Source organism: Paraburkholderia sp. BGA-UO-ETr-F12, assembly GCF_059567945.1.
The window spans coordinates 360,769-381,864 of sequence record NZ_JCAQOZ010000066.1 but is presented as its reverse complement, the minus strand read 5'-3'; the positions used below and the strand labels follow the sequence as shown (position 1 = coordinate 381,864).

At 63.3% G+C, this 21,096-nt stretch carries 21 protein-coding genes; 18 read left to right on the top strand and 3 right to left on the bottom strand.

The annotated features are described in order from the left end of the window. Positions 1-28: 28 nt before the first annotated feature. A complete protein-coding gene (locus AC57B6_RS35325; RefSeq protein WP_496423060.1) occupies positions 29-1,366 on the top strand; it encodes a chloride channel protein in 1,338 nt (445 codons plus the stop codon). A 21-nt stretch (positions 1,367-1,387) separates the two neighbouring features. Here AC57B6_RS35325 and AC57B6_RS35320 read toward each other — a convergent pair whose 3' ends face one another. Further along, positions 1,388-1,759 (bottom strand): cupin domain-containing protein, encoded by a 372-nt coding sequence (locus tag AC57B6_RS35320; RefSeq protein WP_046569721.1) that lies wholly within the window; start codon positions 1,757-1,759, stop codon positions 1,388-1,390. Positions 1,760-1,888: 129 nt separating this feature from the next. Between AC57B6_RS35320 and AC57B6_RS35315 the strand changes: the two genes are divergently transcribed. From AC57B6_RS35315 to AC57B6_RS35270, 10 genes are all read left to right on the top strand, one after another. Then, entirely contained in the window at positions 1,889-2,101 is a 213-nt protein-coding gene (locus AC57B6_RS35315) for a hypothetical protein (RefSeq protein ID WP_028198035.1), read from the top strand. Between the two features lie 261 nt (positions 2,102-2,362). Continuing rightward, positions 2,363-3,382, top strand: a complete 1,020-nt coding sequence (locus AC57B6_RS35310) for an aliphatic sulfonate ABC transporter substrate-binding protein (protein WP_496423059.1) — start codon at positions 2,363-2,365, stop codon at positions 3,380-3,382. A 114-nt stretch (positions 3,383-3,496) separates the two neighbouring features. Beyond that, complete coding sequence (locus AC57B6_RS35305) at positions 3,497-5,146, top strand: FAD-binding protein (RefSeq protein WP_496423058.1); 1,650 nt, start codon at positions 3,497-3,499, stop codon at positions 5,144-5,146. Then, positions 5,143-5,463: a 4Fe-4S binding protein gene (locus AC57B6_RS35300; protein WP_028198036.1), complete on the top strand. Its 321-nt coding sequence runs from the start codon at positions 5,143-5,145 to the stop codon at positions 5,461-5,463. The genes AC57B6_RS35305 and AC57B6_RS35300 overlap by 4 nt, the downstream gene beginning before the upstream one ends. A 295-nt stretch (positions 5,464-5,758) precedes the next feature. After that, the gene (locus AC57B6_RS35295; RefSeq protein ID WP_178369898.1) at positions 5,759-6,667 is read left to right on the top strand and encodes a TauD/TfdA dioxygenase family protein; all 909 of its coding nucleotides are present in this window, start codon (positions 5,759-5,761) and stop codon (positions 6,665-6,667) included. A 47-nt stretch (positions 6,668-6,714) separates the two neighbouring features. Beyond that, positions 6,715-7,767: an ABC transporter substrate-binding protein gene (locus AC57B6_RS35290; RefSeq protein ID WP_474633501.1), complete on the top strand. Its 1,053-nt coding sequence runs from the start codon at positions 6,715-6,717 to the stop codon at positions 7,765-7,767. Between the two features lie 70 nt (positions 7,768-7,837). Then, entirely contained in the window at positions 7,838-8,671 is an 834-nt protein-coding gene (locus AC57B6_RS35285) for an ABC transporter ATP-binding protein (RefSeq protein WP_496423057.1), read from the top strand. Beyond that, on the top strand, positions 8,668-9,546 hold the full coding sequence (locus tag AC57B6_RS35280) for an ABC transporter permease (protein ID WP_030102739.1): 879 nt from the start codon (positions 8,668-8,670) through the stop codon (positions 9,544-9,546). The genes AC57B6_RS35285 and AC57B6_RS35280 overlap by 4 nt, the downstream gene beginning before the upstream one ends. A gap of 133 nt (positions 9,547-9,679) precedes the next feature. Further along, on the top strand, positions 9,680-11,086 hold the full coding sequence (locus AC57B6_RS35275) for a selenium-binding protein SBP56-related protein (protein WP_281664418.1): 1,407 nt from the start codon (positions 9,680-9,682) through the stop codon (positions 11,084-11,086). Then, positions 11,086-11,766: a hypothetical protein gene (locus AC57B6_RS35270; RefSeq protein ID WP_496423152.1), complete on the top strand. Its 681-nt coding sequence runs from the start codon at positions 11,086-11,088 to the stop codon at positions 11,764-11,766. Before AC57B6_RS35275 ends, AC57B6_RS35270 begins: the two co-directional genes overlap by 1 nt. Positions 11,767-11,817: 51 nt before the next feature. Here the strand turns inward: AC57B6_RS35270 and AC57B6_RS35265 are convergent, their stop codons facing one another. After that, entirely contained in the window at positions 11,818-12,060 is a 243-nt protein-coding gene (locus tag AC57B6_RS35265) for a hypothetical protein (protein WP_028198043.1), read from the bottom strand. A gap of 146 nt (positions 12,061-12,206) precedes the next feature. After that, positions 12,207-13,289, bottom strand: coding sequence for a DNA topoisomerase IB (locus AC57B6_RS35260; RefSeq protein WP_496423056.1), 1,083 nt, complete (start codon positions 13,287-13,289; stop codon positions 12,207-12,209). 277 nt (positions 13,290-13,566) lie between these two features. Between AC57B6_RS35260 and AC57B6_RS35255 the strand changes: the two genes are divergently transcribed. The 7 genes from AC57B6_RS35255 to AC57B6_RS35225 all read left to right on the top strand — a co-directional run bounded on the left by AC57B6_RS35255 (position 13,567) and on the right by AC57B6_RS35225 (position 21,077). Then, complete coding sequence (locus tag AC57B6_RS35255) at positions 13,567-14,019, top strand: PA2169 family four-helix-bundle protein (RefSeq protein WP_028198044.1); 453 nt, start codon at positions 13,567-13,569, stop codon at positions 14,017-14,019. A 229-nt stretch (positions 14,020-14,248) separates the two neighbouring features. Then, the gene (gene ehuR, locus AC57B6_RS35250; RefSeq protein WP_028198045.1) at positions 14,249-15,646 is read left to right on the top strand and encodes a MocR-like ectoine utilization transcription factor EhuR; all 1,398 of its coding nucleotides are present in this window, start codon (positions 14,249-14,251) and stop codon (positions 15,644-15,646) included. Positions 15,647-15,822: 176 nt separating this feature from the next. Continuing rightward, complete coding sequence (eutB, locus tag AC57B6_RS35245; protein WP_496423055.1) at positions 15,823-16,842, top strand: hydroxyectoine utilization dehydratase EutB; 1,020 nt, start codon at positions 15,823-15,825, stop codon at positions 16,840-16,842. Next, positions 16,839-17,840 (top strand): cyclodeaminase, encoded by a 1,002-nt coding sequence (locus AC57B6_RS35240; protein WP_028198047.1) that lies wholly within the window; start codon positions 16,839-16,841, stop codon positions 17,838-17,840. The genes eutB and AC57B6_RS35240 overlap by 4 nt, the downstream gene beginning before the upstream one ends. Positions 17,841-17,876: 36 nt before the next feature. Next, positions 17,877-18,914, top strand: a complete 1,038-nt coding sequence (gene doeB, locus AC57B6_RS35235) for a N(2)-acetyl-L-2,4-diaminobutanoate deacetylase DoeB (RefSeq protein ID WP_028198048.1) — start codon at positions 17,877-17,879, stop codon at positions 18,912-18,914. Positions 18,915-18,921: 7 nt separating this feature from the next. After that, positions 18,922-19,413 carry an Lrp/AsnC family transcriptional regulator gene (locus AC57B6_RS35230; protein WP_028198049.1) on the top strand — a complete coding sequence of 164 codons (492 nt, stop codon included), beginning with the start codon at positions 18,922-18,924 and terminating at the stop codon, positions 19,411-19,413. Positions 19,414-19,556: 143 nt separating this feature from the next. Then, a complete protein-coding gene (locus AC57B6_RS35225) occupies positions 19,557-21,077 on the top strand; it encodes an NAD-dependent succinate-semialdehyde dehydrogenase (protein ID WP_028198050.1) in 1,521 nt (506 codons plus the stop codon). The last annotated feature ends 19 nt before the right edge of the window (positions 21,078-21,096 follow it).

Genomic DNA, 21,096 nt, shown 5'->3' with positions numbered 1-21,096 from the left:
CCATTAATTCCGCTCCCCTCGACGCACCATGTCAGTCAAATCACTCGTTTCGGCGCCGAGGCGGCGTACCCGCAATCCCCTTGCGGCAATGGCCGTGGTCACCTTGCTGACCGGCATTGGCGCGGGCCTCGGCGGCATGCTGCTCGCGTTGCTGCTGCACGGCATTCAGCACCTGGCCTACGGCTACAGCGTGACGCAACTGATCAGCGGTGAGAGTTTCCTGCAAGGTGTCATCGCCGCTGAGCCTGAACGCCGTCTGCTGGTCCTGACGCTTTGCGGACTGGTGGCGGGGCTTGGCTGGTGGGCGTTGTATCGCTTCGGGCGGCCGCTCGTGAGCATTCGCCAGGCCGTCAAGTCCGACGACCCGCGTATGCCGATGCTGAGCACGCTCGTGCACGCGTTGCTGCAGATCGTGACCGTGGCGCTCGGCTCGCCGCTCGGGCGCGAAGTTGCGCCGCGCGAGATCGGTTCGGTGCTGGCCGGGTGGCTGTCGCACCGCGCGGGCTTATCAGTCGAGCAGAGCCGGATCATGGTCGCATGCGGCGCCGGCGCGGGTCTGGCCGCCGTCTATAACGTGCCGCTCGGCGGCGCGGTATTTGTGCTCGAGGTTCTGTTGGGCACCTTCGGCTGGAAGGCCCTGGTACCTGCCGTGGTGACCTCCGCAGTGGCGGCGCTGGTCGCGCAATTCGGTCTGGGCAACGAGCATCAGTATCTGGTGCCGTCGTTGACGGTGAGTACGGCGCTGGTGGTCTGGTCGGTGGTGTGCGGGCCGATTTTCGGCGTCGCGGCGTGGGGGTTCGCGGAAGTGACGAAGCGCGCGCGTGCCCAGGCGCCGAAGGATTGGCGTTTGCCGGTGTTGTCGCTATTGAACTTCGCGATCATCGGCGTGCTGGCGATGCACTTTCCGCAGTTGCTCGGCAATGGCAAAGGTCCTGCGGGACTGGCGTTCGACGGCAACCTGACGATCGCACTCGCAGCCATGCTGCTGGTACTGAAAGTGGTGATTACCGTGAGCAGTTTGCGCGCGGGGGCAGAGGGCGGTCTGCTGACGCCGGGACTTGCGAATGGCGCGTTGCTGGCGATCGTGCTTGGCGGCGCCTGGAGTCTGTTCTGGCCGGGGGCTTCTTTGGGCGCCTTTGCCGTTGTCGGCGCAACGGCATTCCTGGCCGCATCGATGCAGATGCCGATAACTGCCGTGGTTCTCATGTTCGAATTTACCCGCGTGGGCCACGACTTTCTGATTCCGGTTCTGTTTGCCGTCGGCGGCGCCGCGTTGAGTTTTCAGGCGTGCGTGAAGTGGGCGCCTGCGCTGCAGTTTGGTTCGGGTTTCAATTGGGGTGGGGCGGGGGCGGGCAAGGCCCGCTAGATTGTCCGGGGCGCATGAGTGTTATTGATCTGGTCTCGAAGCCACCGAATCGAAAAGCTGGCCGAGGTCGTACATGAGCAGGAACAGGCATCCGGTGATGCTGCGGAAGCCGCGCTCGAGGGTTCCCGCTTCCGCCACGCCCGCACATCCGTGCGTCAGCAGCCGGCCGTTCCAGGTCACTTCGCCCTCCAGCACGTAGATGAACTCAGGTCCGGTGTGGAGGTGGTCGGGAAACGCCGCACCGGGTGAGAACCTCACTAGCTGCATTGCGCGGCCGTCTGCTTTGCCGAGGTTTTTCACTTCGACGCCCTGCGCGAACCGTGACGGTATCCACGGAACGTCGTTCGAATCGCTCCAGCGAAATTGTGGTCCCGCCGATGGATCATCAGTCATGTCGTCCTGCCTCTGCGCTCGTATATGCACAGTTATATGCTGAAACGATGCAGGAAAACACCAGGCTCGCGACCGAAGCTCGCCAGTATACTGGCCAACTGCCAGACGCCATCACTTCAACGCAAGGTGATGGAGTTGATCGCCGCACTGAAAGCGCAGGGCGTGTCCGTGATTCTGATCTCGCACAATCTTCACGACATCTTTGCGATTGCCGATCGCATCGTCGTACTGCGACGCGGTGAGGTCGCGGGCGAACGGCTCGTAGCCGGGACCAGCGGCGACGAGATCGTGCATCTGATGGTGGGGGACACCTACTCGAACACGGGCGGCTCAGGTCACTGAACACCGCCTCAAAGACTCACGCCCTCCGTGCGAACTGGTTGACCGGATAGTCAAGCCCCAAGTGTTCGCGCAGCGTCGCGGCTTCGAGCGCTACTTCGTAGAGCATTGTTCGCCGAACCACTCGACGCATGCCCGGCGCCGGCCGCTTTTTGCCGTTATGCGCCCGGCTGCTAAGCATAGTTGAAACGCTCGCTTATCCGCACGATCCAGCGTTGCTACGATCGCAGTTTTATCGTCCTGACCGGACCGGAACTTCGCGCCGTGACCTCTTCTATCTTTCGTTGGCTCGCTCGCGCGGCGCTGACTTCGCTGCTCGTCATGAGTGCCGCTCACGCACAGACCTCGGCCAACTCGCCGGCGCCGCTGAAACTGCGGATCGGCTATCAGAAGTCTTCAACGCTCATCACCATTCTGAAAGCGCGTGGTTCGCTCGAGCAGGCGCTCGCGCCCTTGGGTGTGAGCATTAGCTGGAACGAGTTTGCCAGCGGCTTGCCGCTGACCGAAGCACTCAATGCGGACGCGGTCGACCTGAGCGCCGATGTCGCCGACACGGTCCCGGTTTTCGCTCAGGCCGCTCACGCGCGTTTTGTGTATATCGCGCAGGAAGCGCCTTCGCCGGGCGCCCAGGCCATTATCGTGAAGCGCGATGGGCCGCTGCATACGCTTGCCGACCTGAAGGGCCAGCGCATCGCCGTGACCAAGGCGGCCGGCAGCCACTATCTGCTGCTCGCCGCGCTCGCCAAAGCCGGCCTCGCTCCTGCTGACGTGCGCATCAGCTATCTGACGCCCGCCGACGGACGCGCCGCCTTCGAGCGCGGCAGCGTGGACGTGTGGGTTACCTGGGACCCGTATGTCGCGTCGGTCGACAAAGCGCCGGACGTGCGTGTCCTTGCCAGCGGCGAAGGTCTTGCCTCCTATCAGCGGTACTACCTCGCGTCCAGCAGTTTTGCCGCGGCCCATCCCGATGTGATCAACACCGTGTTCGCGCAGTTGAAGTCGGCGGGCATTTGGGTTCGCGCTCATCCGGACGACGCGGCGAAGCTGCTTGCGCCGATCTGGGGCCTGGACGCGGCGACGATCGAGCGTGCCAACGCACGCCGCAGCTATGCGGTCCGCGCGGTGGATACGCAGAATTTCGGTGAGCAGCAAAAGATCGCCGACACCTTCTATCGAGCGGGGCTTCTGCCGGCGCCGGTGGATACGGCTGCGGCGCAGCACTGGAACTTCAGCACGAAGCGCGCCGAAACGGCGGCCACTTCAACCACCGCCTCCGGTGGCTAGTGCTGGCGCACAGGCGCTAGCGCCGTGCCGGTTCGCCAGGCCAAAGCCTGTCTATGTCGCTAACGTCGCTAACGTCGTTAAGCAATCGGCTCATTACCTTAGGGGAAATCTGTCATGACGGACAACGCGGGAAAAAATCAGCGGCCACCGGTGACGGCGGCGGACGGCGCAGTCCAGTACGAAGCGGACGTACTCGTGATCGGCGGCGGCCCGGCTGGCGCGTGGGCTGGGATCAGCGCGGCCGCCAACGGCGCGCGCGTGGTATTGGCCGATAAAGGCTTTTGCGGCACCTCCGGCGCGACCGCGCCGGCTGGCACGGCGCTCTGGTATGTGCCGCCTGACGAGGACGCACGGGATCGTGCAAAAGCGAGTCGTTTCACGTTGGGCGGCGAGCTTGCCGAACCGGCGTGGATGGATCGCGTGCTCGAGCAGACGTGGACCAATGCGCAGCAACTGGCCGAGTGGGGCTACCCGTTTCCGGTCGATGAAAGCGGCGAGCAGCGGCGCACCTCGTTGCAAGGCCCCGAGTACATGCGGCTGATGCGCAAACGCGTCAAGGAAGCGAAGGTGCGCATCCTCGATCACAGCCCCGCGCTCGAACTGCTCGTCGACGAGCAGGGCGCGGTCGCGGGAGCGGCCGGCGTAGACCGTCAGGCGGACGAGACGTGGGTCGTGCGCGCGGGCGCGGTGGTCATCGCAACGGGCGGATGTGCGTTTCTCAGCAACGCGCTCGGCTGCAACGTGCTCACCGGCGACGGCCAGTTGATGGCCGCCGAGGTGGGCGCGGCCCTGTCGGGCATGGAGTTTTCGAATGCTTATGGACTTGGGCCGGCGTTTTCATCGGTGACGAAATCGTTGTTCTACAAGTGGGCTACGTTCTACTACCAGGACGGGTCGGCGATCCCGGGGGCCGGGTCTGCGCATGGTCGCGGCGTGATTGCCCGCACGCTGCAGAGCCAGCCCGTGCTGGCCTGCCTCGATCGCGCCGACGAACAGATTCAGGCGTGGATGCGTACTGCACAGCCGAATTTCTTCCTGCCGTTCGATCGGCTCGGGATCGACCCGTTCAAGCAGCATTTCCCGGTGACGTTGCGCCTCGAAGGAACCGTGCGGGGAACGGGCGGCCTGCATCTGGTGGATCAGACTTGCGCGACGTCGGTCGAAGGTTTGTATGCGGCCGGCGATGCGGCCACTCGCGAGCTGATCTGCGGCGGCTTCACCGGCGGTGGCAGTCATAACGCGGCGTGGGCGATGTCATCCGGTTTCTGGGCCGGTGCGGGCGCTGCCGGCTATGCCCGTTCACGCGGGCGCGCGGGCCTGCGGGGCCGGCTGTTGCGGGCCGGTGGCGCTGGCCTGCGCGACACCGGCGGCTCGGCGCCTTATGACAGCGACGCGGTGATTCGCAGCGTGCAGCAGGAGGTATTTCCCACGCAGCGCAACTGGACCCGCCAGGCCGACTTGCTCGACGACTCGCTCGCGCGGCTCGACGCGCTGTGGCATCGCGTGCGCGGTGCGGCGCCGGCGCGAAGTGCGTTGGCTGCCGTGCGCGCGCGTGAGGCTGCGGCCATGCTCGCCACTTCGCGCTGGATGTATCGCAGCGCGCAGCAACGAACCGAAACACGCGGGATGCATCGGCGGCACGAGCACGCCGCGCTCGATCCGGCGCAGAGGCATCGTCTGTTGAGCGGCGGTCTGGATGAAGTCTGGATCGACAGGCTGGCCTTGTCTCCAGCCACGGTCCGCACCGAAGGAGTGACGGCATGATCGAGATCGTCGACGCTGCGCGCTGCACGGGATGCAACATCTGCGTGAGGGCATGCCCCACCAATGTGTTCGACATCGTGCCGGGGAGTCCGCCGCGCATTGCCCGGCAGGGGGACTGCCAGACCTGCTTCATGTGCGAGCTGTACTGTCCCGAAGACGCGTTATTCGTCGCGCCCCAGGTGGCGCCGGCGCCACCTGGCGGCTTCGACGACGGCCCGCTGCTCGGCAATTACCGGCGCGCAGTCGGCTGGGGCCGCGAGCGGCAGTCGACTGCGAGCCAGGATGCGAGCTACGAATTGTTGACGCGAACGCATTGAGGAATTAAAGAGCGAGACGCCCCTGCGATGCGATAGTGGCGAGCGCATTGCGCTGACTCTGAACTTCGCGCGCCGGCAACGCTTCCGGCATTGCGCAACTGAATGCGCAACTGAATGCGCAACTGAATGCGCAAAAGCGCCTGCGCGGCCCGCGGCGCGTTAAAACATCGGGTTTATCACTCCAGCAGATAACCGTATCGGATTTGCTTCGTTGTCGCCGTGCGTGTGTGCCGGTAAATTTGTTTGACTTCGCCTTCGCCGGCGTCCTCCGAACAGATTCGACGAAGAGTTTCCCGTGACGACTGCCTTTGCATCCCCCGCCGCCAGCGCCGCTGGTTCTGCCAATCAAGCCCGGCGAATCGAAATTCGCGCTTTCGACGGCCCCGTCGGCGCGGAAGTTCTCGGTCTCGATCTCAGCAAACCGCTGGCTCAGGACGATTTCGCCCGCATCCACCGTGCCCATCTGGACCACCACGTGCTGGTGTTTCGCGATCAGCGCATTACGCCGGAGCAGCAGATTGCCTTCAGCCGCCGCTTCGGTCCGTTGCAGATTCACGTGCTGCATCAATTCCAGTTGCCGGGCCACCCGGAGGTGCTGATCGTCTCGAACATCGTCGAGAACGGCCAGCCGATCGGTCTCGGCGACGCCGGTCATTACTGGCATTCCGATCTGTCGTACAAGGAGAAGCCGAGCCTCGGTTCGATGCTGCACGCGCAGGAGTTGCCCTCGGAAGGCGGCGACACGCTGTTCGCCAACATGCACCTCGCATGGGACACGTTGCCGGAGCATTTGCGCAGCGCGGTGCAAGGGCGTTCAGCGGAGCATACGTATCTCGCGAAATACGCGGAATTGCAGAAGCGCAGCCCGTGGCGGCCGAATCTGTCGGCGCAGCAGATTGCCCAGGTGAAGCCGGTAGTGCAGCCGATCGTGCGCACTCATCCTGAGACCGGACGGCGCGCGCTCTTCGTCAGTGAGCATTTCACGACCCGTGTGATCGGCTTGCCGGAAGACGAGAGCAAGTCACTGCTCGAAGAAATTTTTGCGCATAGCGTGCGGCCCGAGCATCTGTACCGGCATCAGTGGGCCGAACACGACATGGTGTTCTGGGACAACCGCTCATTGATGCATCTGGCAGCGGGCACGCCGGATCATCTGCGCCGCAAGCTGTATCGCACAACGATCGAAGGCGACGTGCCGTTCTGACGGCAACGCCGCCCGCCCTGACCCCACACATGCTGAACGGAGTTCCCATGCTTGCCAGGTTTCGCCCGACCTCTCTGAGGCCGTCTCTGTCCCGTCGTTTGACCACAGCTTTACTGAGCGTATCGATGGGCGTGGCCAGCCTCGGCGCGGCCATGCCCGCGCATGCCGAAGGCCAGATTCGCATTGCCGAACAGTTCGGCGTCGTCTATCTGCTGCTGAACGTCGCGCGCGACCAGCAGTTCGTCGAGAAAGAAGGGCGCAAGCAGGGACTCGATATCAAGGTCGACTGGGTGAAACTCTCGGGCGGCGCCGCCGTCAACGATGCATTGCTCTCCGGCGCGGTGGATGTCGCCGGCGCGGGTGTCGGCCCCTTGCTGACGATCTGGGACCGCACGCACGGCAAGCAGAACGTGAAGGGCGTGGCTTCGCTGGGCAATCTGCCGTATTACCTCGTCAGCAACAATCCGAATGTCAGGACGATTGCCGACTTCACCGAGAAAGACCGCATTGCGGTGCCGGCTGTCAATGTGTCGGTGCAATCGCGCGTACTGCAGTACGCGGCGGCGAAGCGCTGGGGCGACAAGGATTACAACCGCCTCGACAAATTCACGCAGGCGCTGCCGCATCCCGACGCAGCAGCGGCGATCATCGCGGGCGGCACGGAAATTACCGGGCACTTCGGCAATCCGCCGTTTCAGGAGCAGGAGCTCGCCGGCAATCCGAAGGCACACATCGTGCTGAATTCTTACGATGTACTGGGCGGACCGAGCTCGGCGACCGTCCTGTACGCGACAGAGAAATTCCGCGACAACAATCCGAAGACCTACCGCGCATTCGTCGATGCGCTGGCGGATGCCGCACGCTTTATCTCGGCCAATCCCGACGCCGCCGCCGATATCTACATCCGCACGAACCAGTCGAAGATCGACCGCGATCTGCTGCTGAAGGTGATCAAGGACCCGCAGGTGCAATTCAAGGTCGCGCCGCAGAATACTTTCGGACTTGCACAGTTCATGTATCGCGTTGGCGCCATCAGGAACGAGCCCAGGTCATGGAAGGATTATTTCTTCGACGACCCGGCAACCGCGGCGGGCAGTTGAGCATGATGTTCTTCGCGAGCTTTGCCGGCGCTTCATCGGCCCTTGTGGCTGACCTGCAGGGAGTGATCTGATGGTGGCCAATCCTACTTTGCTGTTTCCGAACGACGCCGTTGCCCAGGCCGCACCGGCGACCAGCGAAAGGCTGCTTGCGGTCGAGAACGTCAACCTTGAATACCGCACGCGCGACCGGATCGTTCGCGCGACCCATAACGTGAGTTTCGATGTCTACGGCGGCGATCGCTTCGTGCTGCTGGGACCGTCGGGTTGCGGCAAGTCGACTTTGCTCAAAGCGGTTGCCGGCTTCATTCAACCGACCTCCGGCAGCATCGCGCTCGACGGCGAGACCGTGCGAGGTCCCGGCGCCGATCGTATCGTCGTATTCCAGGAATTCGACCAGTTGCCGCCGTGGAAGACGGTTCTGCAGAACGTCGCGTTTCCGCTGCGTGTCGCGAGAAAGCTGTCGCGCGCGGAAGCCAATGAGCGTGCGCTGCATTATCTGGAGAAGGTCGGACTTACGTCATTTGCGAAAGCCTATCCGCACACCTTGTCGGGCGGCATGAAGCAGCGTGTCGCGATTGCCCGCGCGCTGGCCATGCAGCCGCGCGTGCTGCTGATGGACGAGCCTTTCGCCGCGCTCGACGCGCTTACGCGCCGCAAGATGCAGGAGGAACTGCTGCGCCTATGGGAAGAAGTGAACTTCACACTGCTGTTTGTCACGCATTCGATTGAAGAGGCGCTGGTGGTCGGCAATCGCATTCTGTTGCTGTCGCCGCATCCCGGCCGTGTGCGCGCGGAACTCAACAGCCATCAGTATTCGCAGGACAGTTTCGGGCGCAGCGATTTTCAGCGCAGCGTCGCGCGTATTCATCATCTGCTGTTCGAAGAGACGGAGGCCGTGCAATGAGTTCTCCCGCTACGCTGTTGCCGCCGGTTCGCGAGGAGTACGAGCGCCCGCTCGAGCCGCTCGGCGAACTCGCCCTCGAAGCGCCGCTGCCGTTGGGCAAGCGCATCTTCGAGCAAGGCTGGTTGCGTAAGACGCTGATTGCGCTGGTCCTGATCGTCATATGGGAAATCGCCGCGCGCGCCATCGACAACGATCTGCTTCTACCGACTTTCGGCGCGACGTTCACTGCGTTCGTACAGGGTGTGTGGTCCGGCGAACTGCTGCAGAAAACGGCGGTGTCGATGTCCGTGCTGCTGCGCGGCTATCTGCTCGGCGCATTGCTCGCCTTCGCGTTGACGTCGCTCGCCGTGTCGACGCGTCTGGGCCGTGATGTTCTGTCGATGCTGACGGCGATGTTCAACCCGTTGCCTTCCATCGCGCTCCTGCCGCTCGCGCTGCTCTGGTTCGGTCTCGGTACCGGCAGCCTGTTGTTCGTGCTGGTCCATTCGGTGCTGTGGCCGCTCGCCTTGAACACGTACTCCGGATTTCAATCGGTGCCGGCGACGCTGCGCATGACGGGGCGCAACTACGGCCTCACGGGCATGCGCCACGTGCTGCTGATTCTGGTGCCGGCGGCGTTGCCCGCGATTCTGGCCGGCCTGCGGGTCGGCTGGGCCTTTGCGTGGCGCACGCTGATCGCCGCCGAACTCGTATTCGGTGCGAGTTCCGGCAGCGGTGGGCTGGGCTGGTATATCTTTCAGAATCGCAACGAGCTGTACACGGATCGCGTTTTCGCCGGGTTGGCGGCGGTGATCGTGATCGGTTTGCTGATCGAGCATCTGGTGTTCGATACGCTGGAGCGCGTAACGGTTCGGCGCTGGGGCGTGCAGCATTAACGGTCCGGCGCGACAATGAGCGTTTAGCAATGCGCTTATGTATGACGAAATACGCGGTGCGCTGAAGTTGGCGAAACAACCGGTTGCGCTCGCCGTGGCCGGCCCGGAATCAGATAGACAAGGAGACGCTGTTATGGGAATGCGCCCGGATCCTACGTTCCATGCATCGCCGAAGCTCGCGATGGATGCGCCAGCGGAAGACTTCGCCTACACGTTGCTGCTCAGCCCAGATTTTTCACAGCCCGACGCGCTCGCCGTCATCGATGTGAAGCCCGGATCGCCGACCTATAGTCAGGTGGTTCACACGGTGCCGGTGCCGAACAAGGGGGACGAGTTTCACCACTTCGGCTGGAATGCCTGCTCATCGTCGCTGTCGCCGCTGACCGGCCACGCCTTTCTCGAACGGCGCTATCTGATCATTCCGGGCATGCGCTCCTCGCGTATCTATATCGTCGACACCAAGCCTCATCCGACCCAGGCGCGCATCCACAAGATCATCGAGCCCGAGGAAATTTTCCGCAAGACAGGTTATTCGCGTCCTCATACGGTTCATTGCGGACCTGAAGGCATCTACGTCAGTACGCTCGGTGGCGGCGGGAAAGACGGCACTGACGGGCCGCCGGGCATCTTCATCATGGACTGCGAAACGTTCGAGGTTCTCGGCCGCTGGGAGATTGACCGTGGGCCGCAGGAGAAACACTACGATTTCTGGTGGAACCTGCCGCGCGACTACATGGTGTCGAGCGAGTGGGCTTTGCCCCCGCAATTCGAGAACGGCATCGTCCCCGAAGATCTTCTCTCGAACAAGTACGGGCACCAGATCCACTTCTGGGATCTGCGGGCAAGGCGCAACGTGCAAACGATCGATCTCGGCGCCAACCATCAGATGGCGCTCGAGGTGCGGCCCGCGCACGATCCGAGCCGGGAGTACGGTTTCATCGGCGTGGTAGTCGATACGACGAACCTTGAAGGATCGATCTGGACCTGGTGGCGCGAGGACGGCAAGTTCCATATCGAGAAGACCGCGACTATTCCGCCCGAGTCTGCCGACGCGGAATTGCTGCCGCCCTTGCTGCAGGGATTCGGCGCGGTGCCGCCGCTCGTCACCGACATCGATCTGTCCATCGACGACAAATTCCTGTACGTCGCGTGCTGGGGAACGGGCGAGTTGCGTCAGTACGACGTGACGGAACCCCGCAAACCGAAACTCACGGGATCGGTCCATATCGGCGGGATCGTACGGCGTACGCCGCACCCGAACGGTCAAACCTTTGCCGGCGGTCCGCAGATGGTCGAGATCAGCCGCGACGGCAAGCGTGTCTACTGGACCAACTCGCTCTACTCGACGTGGGACAACCAGTTCTATCCGGACGGTGTACCCGCGGCCCAGGTCATGGCCCGGACTGAACCGGGTGGCGGCCTGACCTTGGCCGAGGACTACTGGGTAGCCTTTCCCGACGGTTACCGGGCTCACCAGATCCGGCTGGAAGGCGGCGACTGCTCGACCGATTCGTTCTGCTACCCGTCGGTGGGGACTTGATTAGCAGCGGCTGGCCGCAAACCGGCCTTTGGCTGGCGGTCGCGGCGAGCGGTCTCTATCATGGGCTGAACCCGGCAATGGGCTGGCCGCTGGCCGTTTCCAGCGGGTTGATGGAGCGGCGCGCGCGGGCGCTGTTCTCCGCACTCCTGTATCTCGCGGCAGGGCATGTATTGGCGATGTTCGTGGTGATGGCGCCGTTCGCCATGCTGGCGATGCTGCTCGCCTGGCAGCGCGAGATCCAGATTGGCGCGAGCGTGCTGGTGATTGCCTTTGGCGCGATGCTTCTGATCTGGCGACGCCATCCGCGAGTGCTGGCGCGGATTCCGCCGTCGCGGCTCGCGCTCTGGTCCTTCGCCGTGGCCATCGCGCACGGCGCGGGACTGATGCTGGTGCCGGTCTATCTCGGCCTGTGCCGCTCGTACGGTACGGATCGAGGGCACCAGGCCGCGCGGGCCCTGATCGACGCCAATCTGGGCGTGGCGTTGCTCGTCTCCGGCGTTCATGCTGCGGCGATGCTCGCGGTCGGCGGCCTCCTTGCGTGGCTGGTCTATCGCTATCTTGGACTGAAGTTCTTGTCGCGGAGCTGGTTCAATCTGGACGCAGTCTGGGCGGTGAGCCTGATTCTGGTGGGCGCGCTCTCGTTGGCGCTCAACACCGCTGTTCCAACCGGCGACGGGTGATGGCGGCGGAATTGCACGTCGCCAGATAATTCTTCCGGCGAGGAAGTCGCGCTAACGTGTTGGCGCAGGTGTCAAGGCTTTGGCCGCTTGCCAGTATTTCGCTACGACGGGCAGGATGCCACCCTCTGTCGGGCCGGAGATTTCGCGCTCGAAACACGCGCATAGCGCGGCGATCAGCAAAACGGCGACAACCCGGCCATGCGATGGACGCGAGCGTTCAGGCTTCGGCTGCGAGACCTCGTGCGAGGCCGTTGCAGCGGTGTGCTGCGAATAATCCCACTGGGTTTTGCTCATCTCAGTAGACCACGCCGGAGAGGACGCGCTCAGTGTCGCCCTTTCTGCGCGGCGGCAGAACCAAGATTCTCGACTATCCATATCCCCGTGGTGCATTTGGCGCACGACGCGCGAGCGCAGATTCATGCTGTGCGGGTTCATAAGCCCTACGAGCTTTGCCTGGGTTTTCGCCCCGCCTGACGCGTGAGCTTCGCGGCCCGCCTCGCCGCCCGCGCCAGCAGCGCGGCGAATGCCGTTTCATCTACTTTCAGACCGCGGCGTGTCCGGCAGGGCAGCAAGTCCTGCAGTTCGTCCGCTTCGAACGCGCTGATTACGACAGGGTGGATGTAGCACCGCCGGCATACCGCTGGCGTATTGCGCAATAGCGTCGCCACCTCCTTGACTGTCGCCACGATATGCCGGCGGGTTTGCGCCGCGCTGCCGCACATCAGCCGCCGTAGCGCGGCTAATGCATGGACGCTGCCTGCCCAGGTCCGGTAGTCCTTCGCCGTGAAATCCGCGTTGCTCGCGCGGCGCAGGTAATCGTTGATGTCGGACGAACCGATGGTGCGGCGCTCGCCGTTTTCGTCGAGATACTGGAACAGGTCGTGGCCCGGCAGTTCCGCGCAGCGCCGCAAGATGCGCTTGACGCGCGGATGGTCCACCGCGACATCGTGCTCGATCCCGCTCTTGCCACGGAATTTCAGGCGCAATTGACCCGCTTCGATCTTCACGTGCTTTTTGCGCAGCGTCGTCAAACCGTACGACTGGTTATTGCGCGCGTATTCGACACTGCCGACGCGGATGAGCGTCGTGTCGAGCAACTGCACGATCGCGGCAATGACCTTGTCGCACGGCATCCCCGGCAATTTCAGATCGCGTGCGACGCGCGCGCGGATCTTCGGCAACGCGCGGCCGAACGCGGCCATGCGCTCGTATTTGTCGGCGTCGCGTGTTTCGCGCCAGAGCGGGTGATAGCGGTACTGCTTGCGGCCGCGCGCGTCGCGACCGGTCGCCTGCAGATGACCGCGAGCGTCCGCGCAAATCCACACTTCTTCATAGGCGGGTGGTATCGCGAGCGCATTGATACGGGCAATTTCGTCGGCGTCGACGATGCGTTTGCCTGCCATGTCGAAGTAGGCGAAGCCGTCCTTTCCCGCTTTGGTTTTCCGCTTGCGGGTGTAACCGGGCTGGGTGTCGTCCGTGTGCCGAAGCCCCGGCGCGATCACGACGGCAGCGGGTTGCCGCATGAGCTTTGCAACATGGTTGTCAGCGCGGCGCGGAGTCGAATGGGCAGTGGCAGGCATCGTTGTGGGTAAAAGTTTCAGATGCGTGGCGCGCAATGCGCGGGCGTTCCCGTTATGAGCAAAGCCGATGCCTGACTGTCGGAGCGCGCCCGGACGGTCCCGTATGCGACGCGGTGGATGCCAGGCACGCCGCGTGCGAAGGGCCTTAGGAGTTCTGCTGCTGCATGGAAAAACTGCGGCGGCGGATTTTCTGATAGACAACACCTCTGGAGGTATTTGAATGGCTTCGAACGTTATTTCCGTGCTGAACGATCTGGTCGAAACGTCGAAGGACGGCGAGAAAGGCTTTCTCAAGGCCGCCGAGGATGCGCATGACGCGCAACTGAAAACCTTGTTCCAGTCGCGTGCCGCGGACTGCGCGCGCGGCGCGCGTGAACTGCAGGACGCTGTTCAAGCCATGGGCGGCAAACCTGAAACGCATGGCAGTGTGAGCGGCGCTTTGCATCGCGGCTGGGTCGACGTGAAATCCGCGGTGGCGAATCGCAGCGATTACGACATTCTTGCCGAATGCGAAAAGGGCGAGGACGTGGCGAAGAAGCGCTATCACGATGCGCTCGAGAAGGAATTGCCGGCGGACGTGCGCGCAATCGTCGAGCGCCAGTATCAGGGCGTGCTGCAAAACCATGACCGCGTGCGCGATCTGCGTGATCAGTACGCTGCGGCCAAGCCTTAATCGGCGGGGCGGGGTTATCGGATGCGATACCCCGCCGTAAGGGTTGAGATGTGCTGCACCGCTTGCCGAATGCCGGATATAAAGCCTTATTTTTGTTCGTCACTGTACTAGGACAATAATGTCTGTGCCGTATTTGGCCTCAATATAGGGGCCATACGGAGTAATGCGCGAACAAATACGCGGAGAAATACGCGTACCAGTAAGGGACCCGGCAAAAACGGAGGCAGCGGTGATCGAGCAGTGGCGGGAAGCCGTGCGCGCGGTGCACGGCGTCGAGTCGAAATATAAACGGCTGGTCAAGGCGATCGCGGGTGACATCGAAAACGCGGCGCTGCCGGCTGGCGCACGCCTGCCGCCGCAGCGCGATGTCGCCGCCGGGCTGGCGATCAGCGTGCAGACGGTTACCAATGCCTATAAGGAACTGGAGCGGCAGGGGTTGATCCGCTGTGAGGTCGGGCGTGGCAGTTTCGTAGCGGCGCGCGTTACCGAAACCATGTCGCGCTATATGCTCGATACAGCCGAACGCTCGGTGGTCGACTTTTCGATTGCACGCATCCTTCATACGGCGGAGCACGACGCCATGTGGCGCAAGGTATGTGCGACGCTCTCGACGCTCGACGATCAGCCATGGATTCGCGCATTCCGGCCGATTGCGGGTTTCGAGCCTCATCGGCAAGCCGGGATTGCGTGGCTGGCGTCGCTGGGCATGCCGGCTTCGGCGGATACGTTACTGGTCACGAACGGTGCCGCGCACGGCATTTTTCTCGCTCTGGCTTCGCTGGTCGGACCGGGCGATACGGTGCTGTGCGAAAGCATCACGGATCATGGCGTGATCGGCTCGGCCAATGTACTTGGCTTTACGCTGAAGGGCCTCGAAATCGACGAGTACGGAATTCACCCCGAGCACTTCGAGGAGATGTGCGATAGCGAGCGCATCACGGCGCTGGTCTGCACGCCTACTTTGAACAACCCCACGGTCGCGCTGATGCCTGACTCACGGCGCCGCGCGATTGCAAAAATCGCCGAGCGCTATGGCGTTTACGTGATCGAGGACGATGTCTACGGTCCCTTGCCCGCCAAGGCCGGCACGCCGATTTCGAGTCTGATTCCCGATCTGTCTTTCTACTGCACGAGTATGACGAAGTCGGTAATGGCCGGTTTGCGAATCGGCTATCTCGCCACGCCGCGGCGACTCGCACTACGCGCTGAAAGCGTGCTGCGCGTGAGCAGCTGGATGGCGAACCCGCCGATGGCCGAGGTGGCCACCCGCTGGATCGTCGACGGGACAGCCGAACGGCTCGTGGAAATACAGCGCGAATGTCTGGGGCGGCGTCAGGCACAGTTGCGGCAAACACTGGGCAGCTACGTACTCGGCGCCCATCCGCAGGCGCTGTCCGCGTGGTTGCGCGTGCCCGACCATTGGCGAACGGATCGCGTGGTGAGAGAACTGCGCAACCGCAATATCGCCGTGACTTCGCCCGATCCATTCATGGTGCGCGACGCGGACAAACCGAATGCAGTGCGCGTGTGTGTGGGCGCTGAAGTGGGTGAAGAGACTTATAAGAGCGCGCTGGAAACCATTCGCGATGTATTCGAGCAGTACCCGCAGGTGCACGACTTCACGTGAAGTCTCCGGCTGGGCTTCTGCCGGCTTCGAAAGCCGCGCATGAAATGAACTAGGACAATAGAAATCGGTTTTTAGAACATTAGACTGGGCTGCATTGAAAAGCGATGCGGCCACACTCAGCGTGACAACGCAGGCGCGGCGGCATTGGAATTGAACCCTTTCGTAGGGCCTGGTTCATGTCCGTTCTGTCGCCAGACGATCTGTCGTTGGCCGATGTCTACCGCGCGCGTCGCCGGATCCAGGGACGTGTCTGTTGCACGCCGCTCGTCGAATCGCCGAGCTTGTCGGCGAGGGCGGGCACGCCGGTATTTCTCAAACTCGAAACCGTGCAGCCGACCGGCAGCTTCAAGCTGCGCGGCGCGACCAATGCACTGGCGCGCCTCGCCGAACAGGGTTGCCGGAAAGTCGTGACCGCTTCGACCGGCAATCATGGCCGCGCGCTCGCGCATGCGGCTCGCGCGCTGGGTATCGCGGCGACGGTCTGCATGTCGGCGCTGGGGCCGGCCAATAAAGTCCAGGCCGTGCGCGCACTCGGCGGCAAAGCGCGGATCGTCGGTAAAAGCCAGGACGAGGCCGAACATGAAGCGTTGCGACTGGTACGCGAAGAAGACTTTGCCTATGTGCCGCCGTTCGACGATCCGCACGTGATTGCCGGGCAGGCAACGATCGGACTTGAAATCGTCGAGGCGTTGCCGGACGTGGCGAACATCGTCGTGCCCCTATCCGGTGGCGGCCTGTTTGCGGGCGTGGCGTTCGCCGCCCGAAGCGCAAATCGCGCGATCGGTCTGAGCGGCGTGACGATGTCGCGTGGTGCCGCGATGCATGCGAGTCTTGCCGCCGGCCACCCGGTGCTGGTGGAAGAAGTCGAAACGCTCGCCGATTCGCTCGGCGGCGGCATCGGGCTCGAAAACCGCTATACGTATGCGCTCACGCGCGATCTGATCGACGAGACCGTGCTGCTCGACGAGGCATCGATTGCTCGCGGCATCGTGCACGCCTACCGGCATGAACGGCTCGTGATAGAAGGCGCGGCGGCGGTGGGGATTGCCGCATTGCTCGACGGCGTATTGGCCGCCGGGCGTCTCAAACGCGGACCGCTCGTGCTCGTCGTAACGGGCGCCAACATCGATATGGATCAGCATCGCCGCATCGTCGATTCCGCTTCGACGCAACCCGACCCCCACGGCATCCTATGACCTCGATCACACTTCTTGGCGAAGCCGAGCTTCGCGAACTCGTGCCGCTCGACCTTGCCGCGATCGACCAGGTGGAAGCCGCTTTTCTCTCGCTCGCCACCGAGGCCGTCGCGATGCCACCCGTCCTGCGGCTGGACCTGCATGCGCACAACGGCGAAGTCGACGTCAAGACGGCGTATCTGCCCTGTTTCGAGAGCTTCGCGATCAAGGTAAGTCCCGGTTTTTTCAACAATCCGTTGCTCGGGTTACCGAGTCTGAATGGGCTGATGCTGGTGTTGTCGGCGAAGACGGGTTTGACTGAAGCGGTGCTGCTCGACAACGGTTATCTGACGGCGGTGCGCACGGCTGCCGCCGGGGCTGTAGCGGCGCGCTGGCTGGCCAGGCCGCGCACGCCGCGAGTGGCGGTGCTGGGCGCGGGCGAGCAGGCGCGTTTGCAGTTGCGAGCGTTGATGCTGGTGCGCCGTGTGGAACATGTGCGCGTATGGGCGCGTGATCCGGACAAGGCGCAGCAGTTCGCAACGGAGATGAGCGCCTCGCTGGGCGTGCAATGCGATGTCGCGCGTGATGTCCACGCGGCGCTCGCCGAAGCGGACGTCGCGATCACCACGACGCCAAGCCGCACACCGTTGATCGAAGTCGCGGACTTGCATGCGGGCCTGCACATCACGGCGATGGGCTCGGACGCTGAGCACAAGAATGAAATCGCGCCGGCCGCGCTGGCTGCGGCGCGTTATGTGTGCGATCGCGCGCAGCAAACGCGTGTGCTGGGGGAACTGCACCACGCGCTGAATGCCGGCTTGATGCACGGCGGCGCCGCGATCGCGGAGCTGGGCCAGGTGATAGCCGAGCAGACCGTGGGCCGCGTCAGCGAAACTGAAGTGACCATTTGCGACCTGACCGGCACCGGCGCGCAGGACACGGCGATCGCGGCGCTTGCGTTGAAGCGGGCGCACGCAGCGGGCGCGGGAACGCTTTTCCGCAACGACGTGCGGGACTGAGAATGGACTATGGAAAGGACTACGGGAGTCAGGCATATGCGGGCATCACCTATTCAGCCGACGGTCGATTTCAATGCCGACGGCGAACAACACGGCTTTCTGCGGCTACCTCATTCGCACGATACATCCGCATGGGGCGCGGAGATGATTCCGGTCACCGTGATCCGCAACGGCGCGGGGCCGACGGCGCTCCTCACCGGCGGCAATCACGGCGACGAATACGAGGGGCCGATCGCATTATCGAAGCTGGCTACGGCCCTGAAGGCCGCAGACGTAAAAGGGCGCGTGATTATCGTGCCGTTCATGAATTTACCCGCATTCCGTGCCGGTACGCGCACGTCGCCGATCGACCGTGGCAATCTGAACCGCAGTTTCCCCGGCAAGCCGGACGGCACGGTTACCGAGAAGATCGCCGACTATTTTCAGCGCTATCTGCTGCCGCTCGCCGATTACGTACTCGATCTTCACGCCGGCGGCCGTACCCTCGACTTCGTGCCGTTCGCCGCGATTCACCTGCTGCCGGATGCCGATCAGCAAGCGAGGTGCGACGCGGCGATGCGCGCGTTCGGCGCACCGTATTCGATGCGGATGCTCGAACTCGATAGTGTCGGCCTGTACGACACAGCCGTCGAAGAAGCAGGCAAGGTGTTTGTGTCGACGGAACTCGGCGGCGGCGGCACGGCCACCGTGCAAAGCGTGGCGGTGGCGGAGCGCGGCGTGCGCGGTTTTCTGCAACAGGCCGGCCTCCTGCGGCCGGACGAAGCCAGGCGTGAGGCCGAGCGCGCCGCCCCACGCACCACGACGCTGCTGGACATGCCAGACGGCACCTGCTTCACGACGAGCGAACACGACGGTTTGCTGGAGTTCTGCAAGAACCTTGGCGAGACGGTTGCATGCGGCGAAGTGATCGCCCGGGTATACGACGCGTCGCGTACCGGCGTCGCACCCGTCGAGTATCTCGCACGCCGCGGCGGCCTGCTTGCGGCCCGGCATTTTCCGGGCCTCGTGCGGATCGGCGACACCGTGGCGGTGGTGGCCGACGTCGTCGAGCGCGGCATACCGGTGACAGTCTGAGCGCGCGATGAAACTCGACCGCTACGATCTGGCAATTTTGCGCATTCTCGTGTGCGATGGCCGCATCACCAAGTCGCGTCTCGCCGAGCAGATCAATCTGTCGATCTCGCCGGCGTGGGAGCGCGTCAAGCGCCTGGAAGAGGACGGTGTGATTCGCGGTTATCGCGCCGATATCGACTGGGCGCGCGCCTTCAAGGGCAGCCGGGTGGTGGTCGAGGTCACTCTGGCGCGCCATACGGCGCACGATATGCGGCGCTTCGAAGAACGCATCGCGACCGCACCGGAAGTCGTGCAATGCCATGCAACGGGCGGCGGCGTCGACTACGTGATGCACGTCATGTCGCGCGATATCGACCACTATCAGCGCTTTATCGATTCGCTGCTGACTGACGAACTGGGTATCGAAAAGTACTTTACCTACATCGTCACGAAGGTGGTGAAGAACCACGCGGAAGATCTGCCGGACTGGGCGGAACATATGATCGATGACGGCGGTTGAAGCGTATCGCGATCCCGCCAGAAAAATGCCACGCCGCGCGGCGAACTCCAGAAAAAACACCAGCTTTGCGGCGCCATAACCAAAAAAACCACAGCGCTGCCGGACGTACAGTGACAGACATACATCGCACACAGGAGGTCGTCATGTTGCTGGGTCATCCGGTCTTATTCAAATCGCTGTGCTACGTCGATGGACGCTGGGTGCACAGCGCGAGCGCCGCGAGCGTCGCCGTGCAGAACCCAGCGGACCAGCGGGTGCTTGGCCACGTACCGATGCTCGACGCCGCGCAGATCACGGAAGCAGTCGATGCGGCGCAGCGTGCCTTCCTGACATGGCGCTGGCTGCCGGTTGCCAAACGCTCGGCGTTGCTGTTGCGCTGGCACGAGTTGATTCTGCGCCATCAGCATGACCTCGCGGCGATTCTGTCGCTCGAACAGGGCAAGCCGCTCGCGGAAGCCCGTGGCGAAATCGCTTATGGCGCGAGTTTTGTCGAATGGTTTGCACACGAAGCACGGCGCCTGAACGGCCGCACGATCCCCACGCATATTGACGGCGCGCACCTGGGTACGGTGATCGAACCGGTTGGGGTGGCTGCCCTGATCACGCCTTGGAATTTTCCCTGCGCGATGATTACGCGCAAGGCAGCCGCCGCGCTTGCCGCGGGTTGCACGGTCGTCGTGAAGCCCGCGCATGAAACTCCGTTCTCCGCACTTGCGCTCGCGCAACTTGCGGAAGAAGCGGGTTTTCCCGCGGGCGTATTCAATGTTGTGCTCGGCGAACCGCAGATGGCGATGGAAACGCTGGTGCGCGATAACCGCGTGCGTTCGGTGAGCTTCACCGGTTCGACGCGTGTCGGTACGCTGGTCATGCAGGCCGTGGCGCAGAGCGGCATCAGGAAGACGGCATTGGAACTCGGCGGCAATGCACCCTTCATCGTGACCGCAGATGCCGAGCTTGAGCAGGCTGTGCGCGTGGCGGTCGCGGCGAAGTTTCAGACGTCGGGTCAGGATTGCTGCGCGGCTAATCGCATCCTGGTTGCCCGGCCGCTGTATGAGGCGTTCGTCGCGCAATACAGCGAGGCTGTGAAAGCGCTGAAAGTTGGCGCCGCATTCGAGGCGGACGTGGATGTCGGCCCGTTGATGCATCAGGCTGCATTCGACACCACGGTGCAGCGCGTTGCCGACGCGAAGGAGAAGGGCGCGCGCATTACCGCCGGTGGCGCGGCCCACGAACGCGGCGGCTGGTTCTTTGAGCCGACCGTGGTCGCGGACGCCACACCCGGCATGCGCATCTACGACGAAGAGAACTTCGCACCGATCTCCGCAGTCGCGCCGTTCGACTCGCTCGAGGAAGCCATCGAGCGCGCGAACGACACCGAATACGGCCTCGCCGCTTATGTCTGCGCAACAGACCTCAACACGGTGTTTCAACTGATCCGCCGTCTCGACTTTGCCATGGTGTCCGTGAATGGCGCGAAATTCACGGGTGCGCCGATTCCATTCGGCGGCATCAAATCATCCGGGCTCGGCCGCGAAGGCGGTGCCGAAGGTTTTGAGCCGTTTGTCGAAACACGTTATTTCTGCCTCGGTCAACTCGGCCTGCCGGTAACCGGGAGCCTTCCTGGCCGTCACATTGTTGCTGCAACGGCCGCCTCAGCGGCCTGAACCGGCCCAATCCATTCAT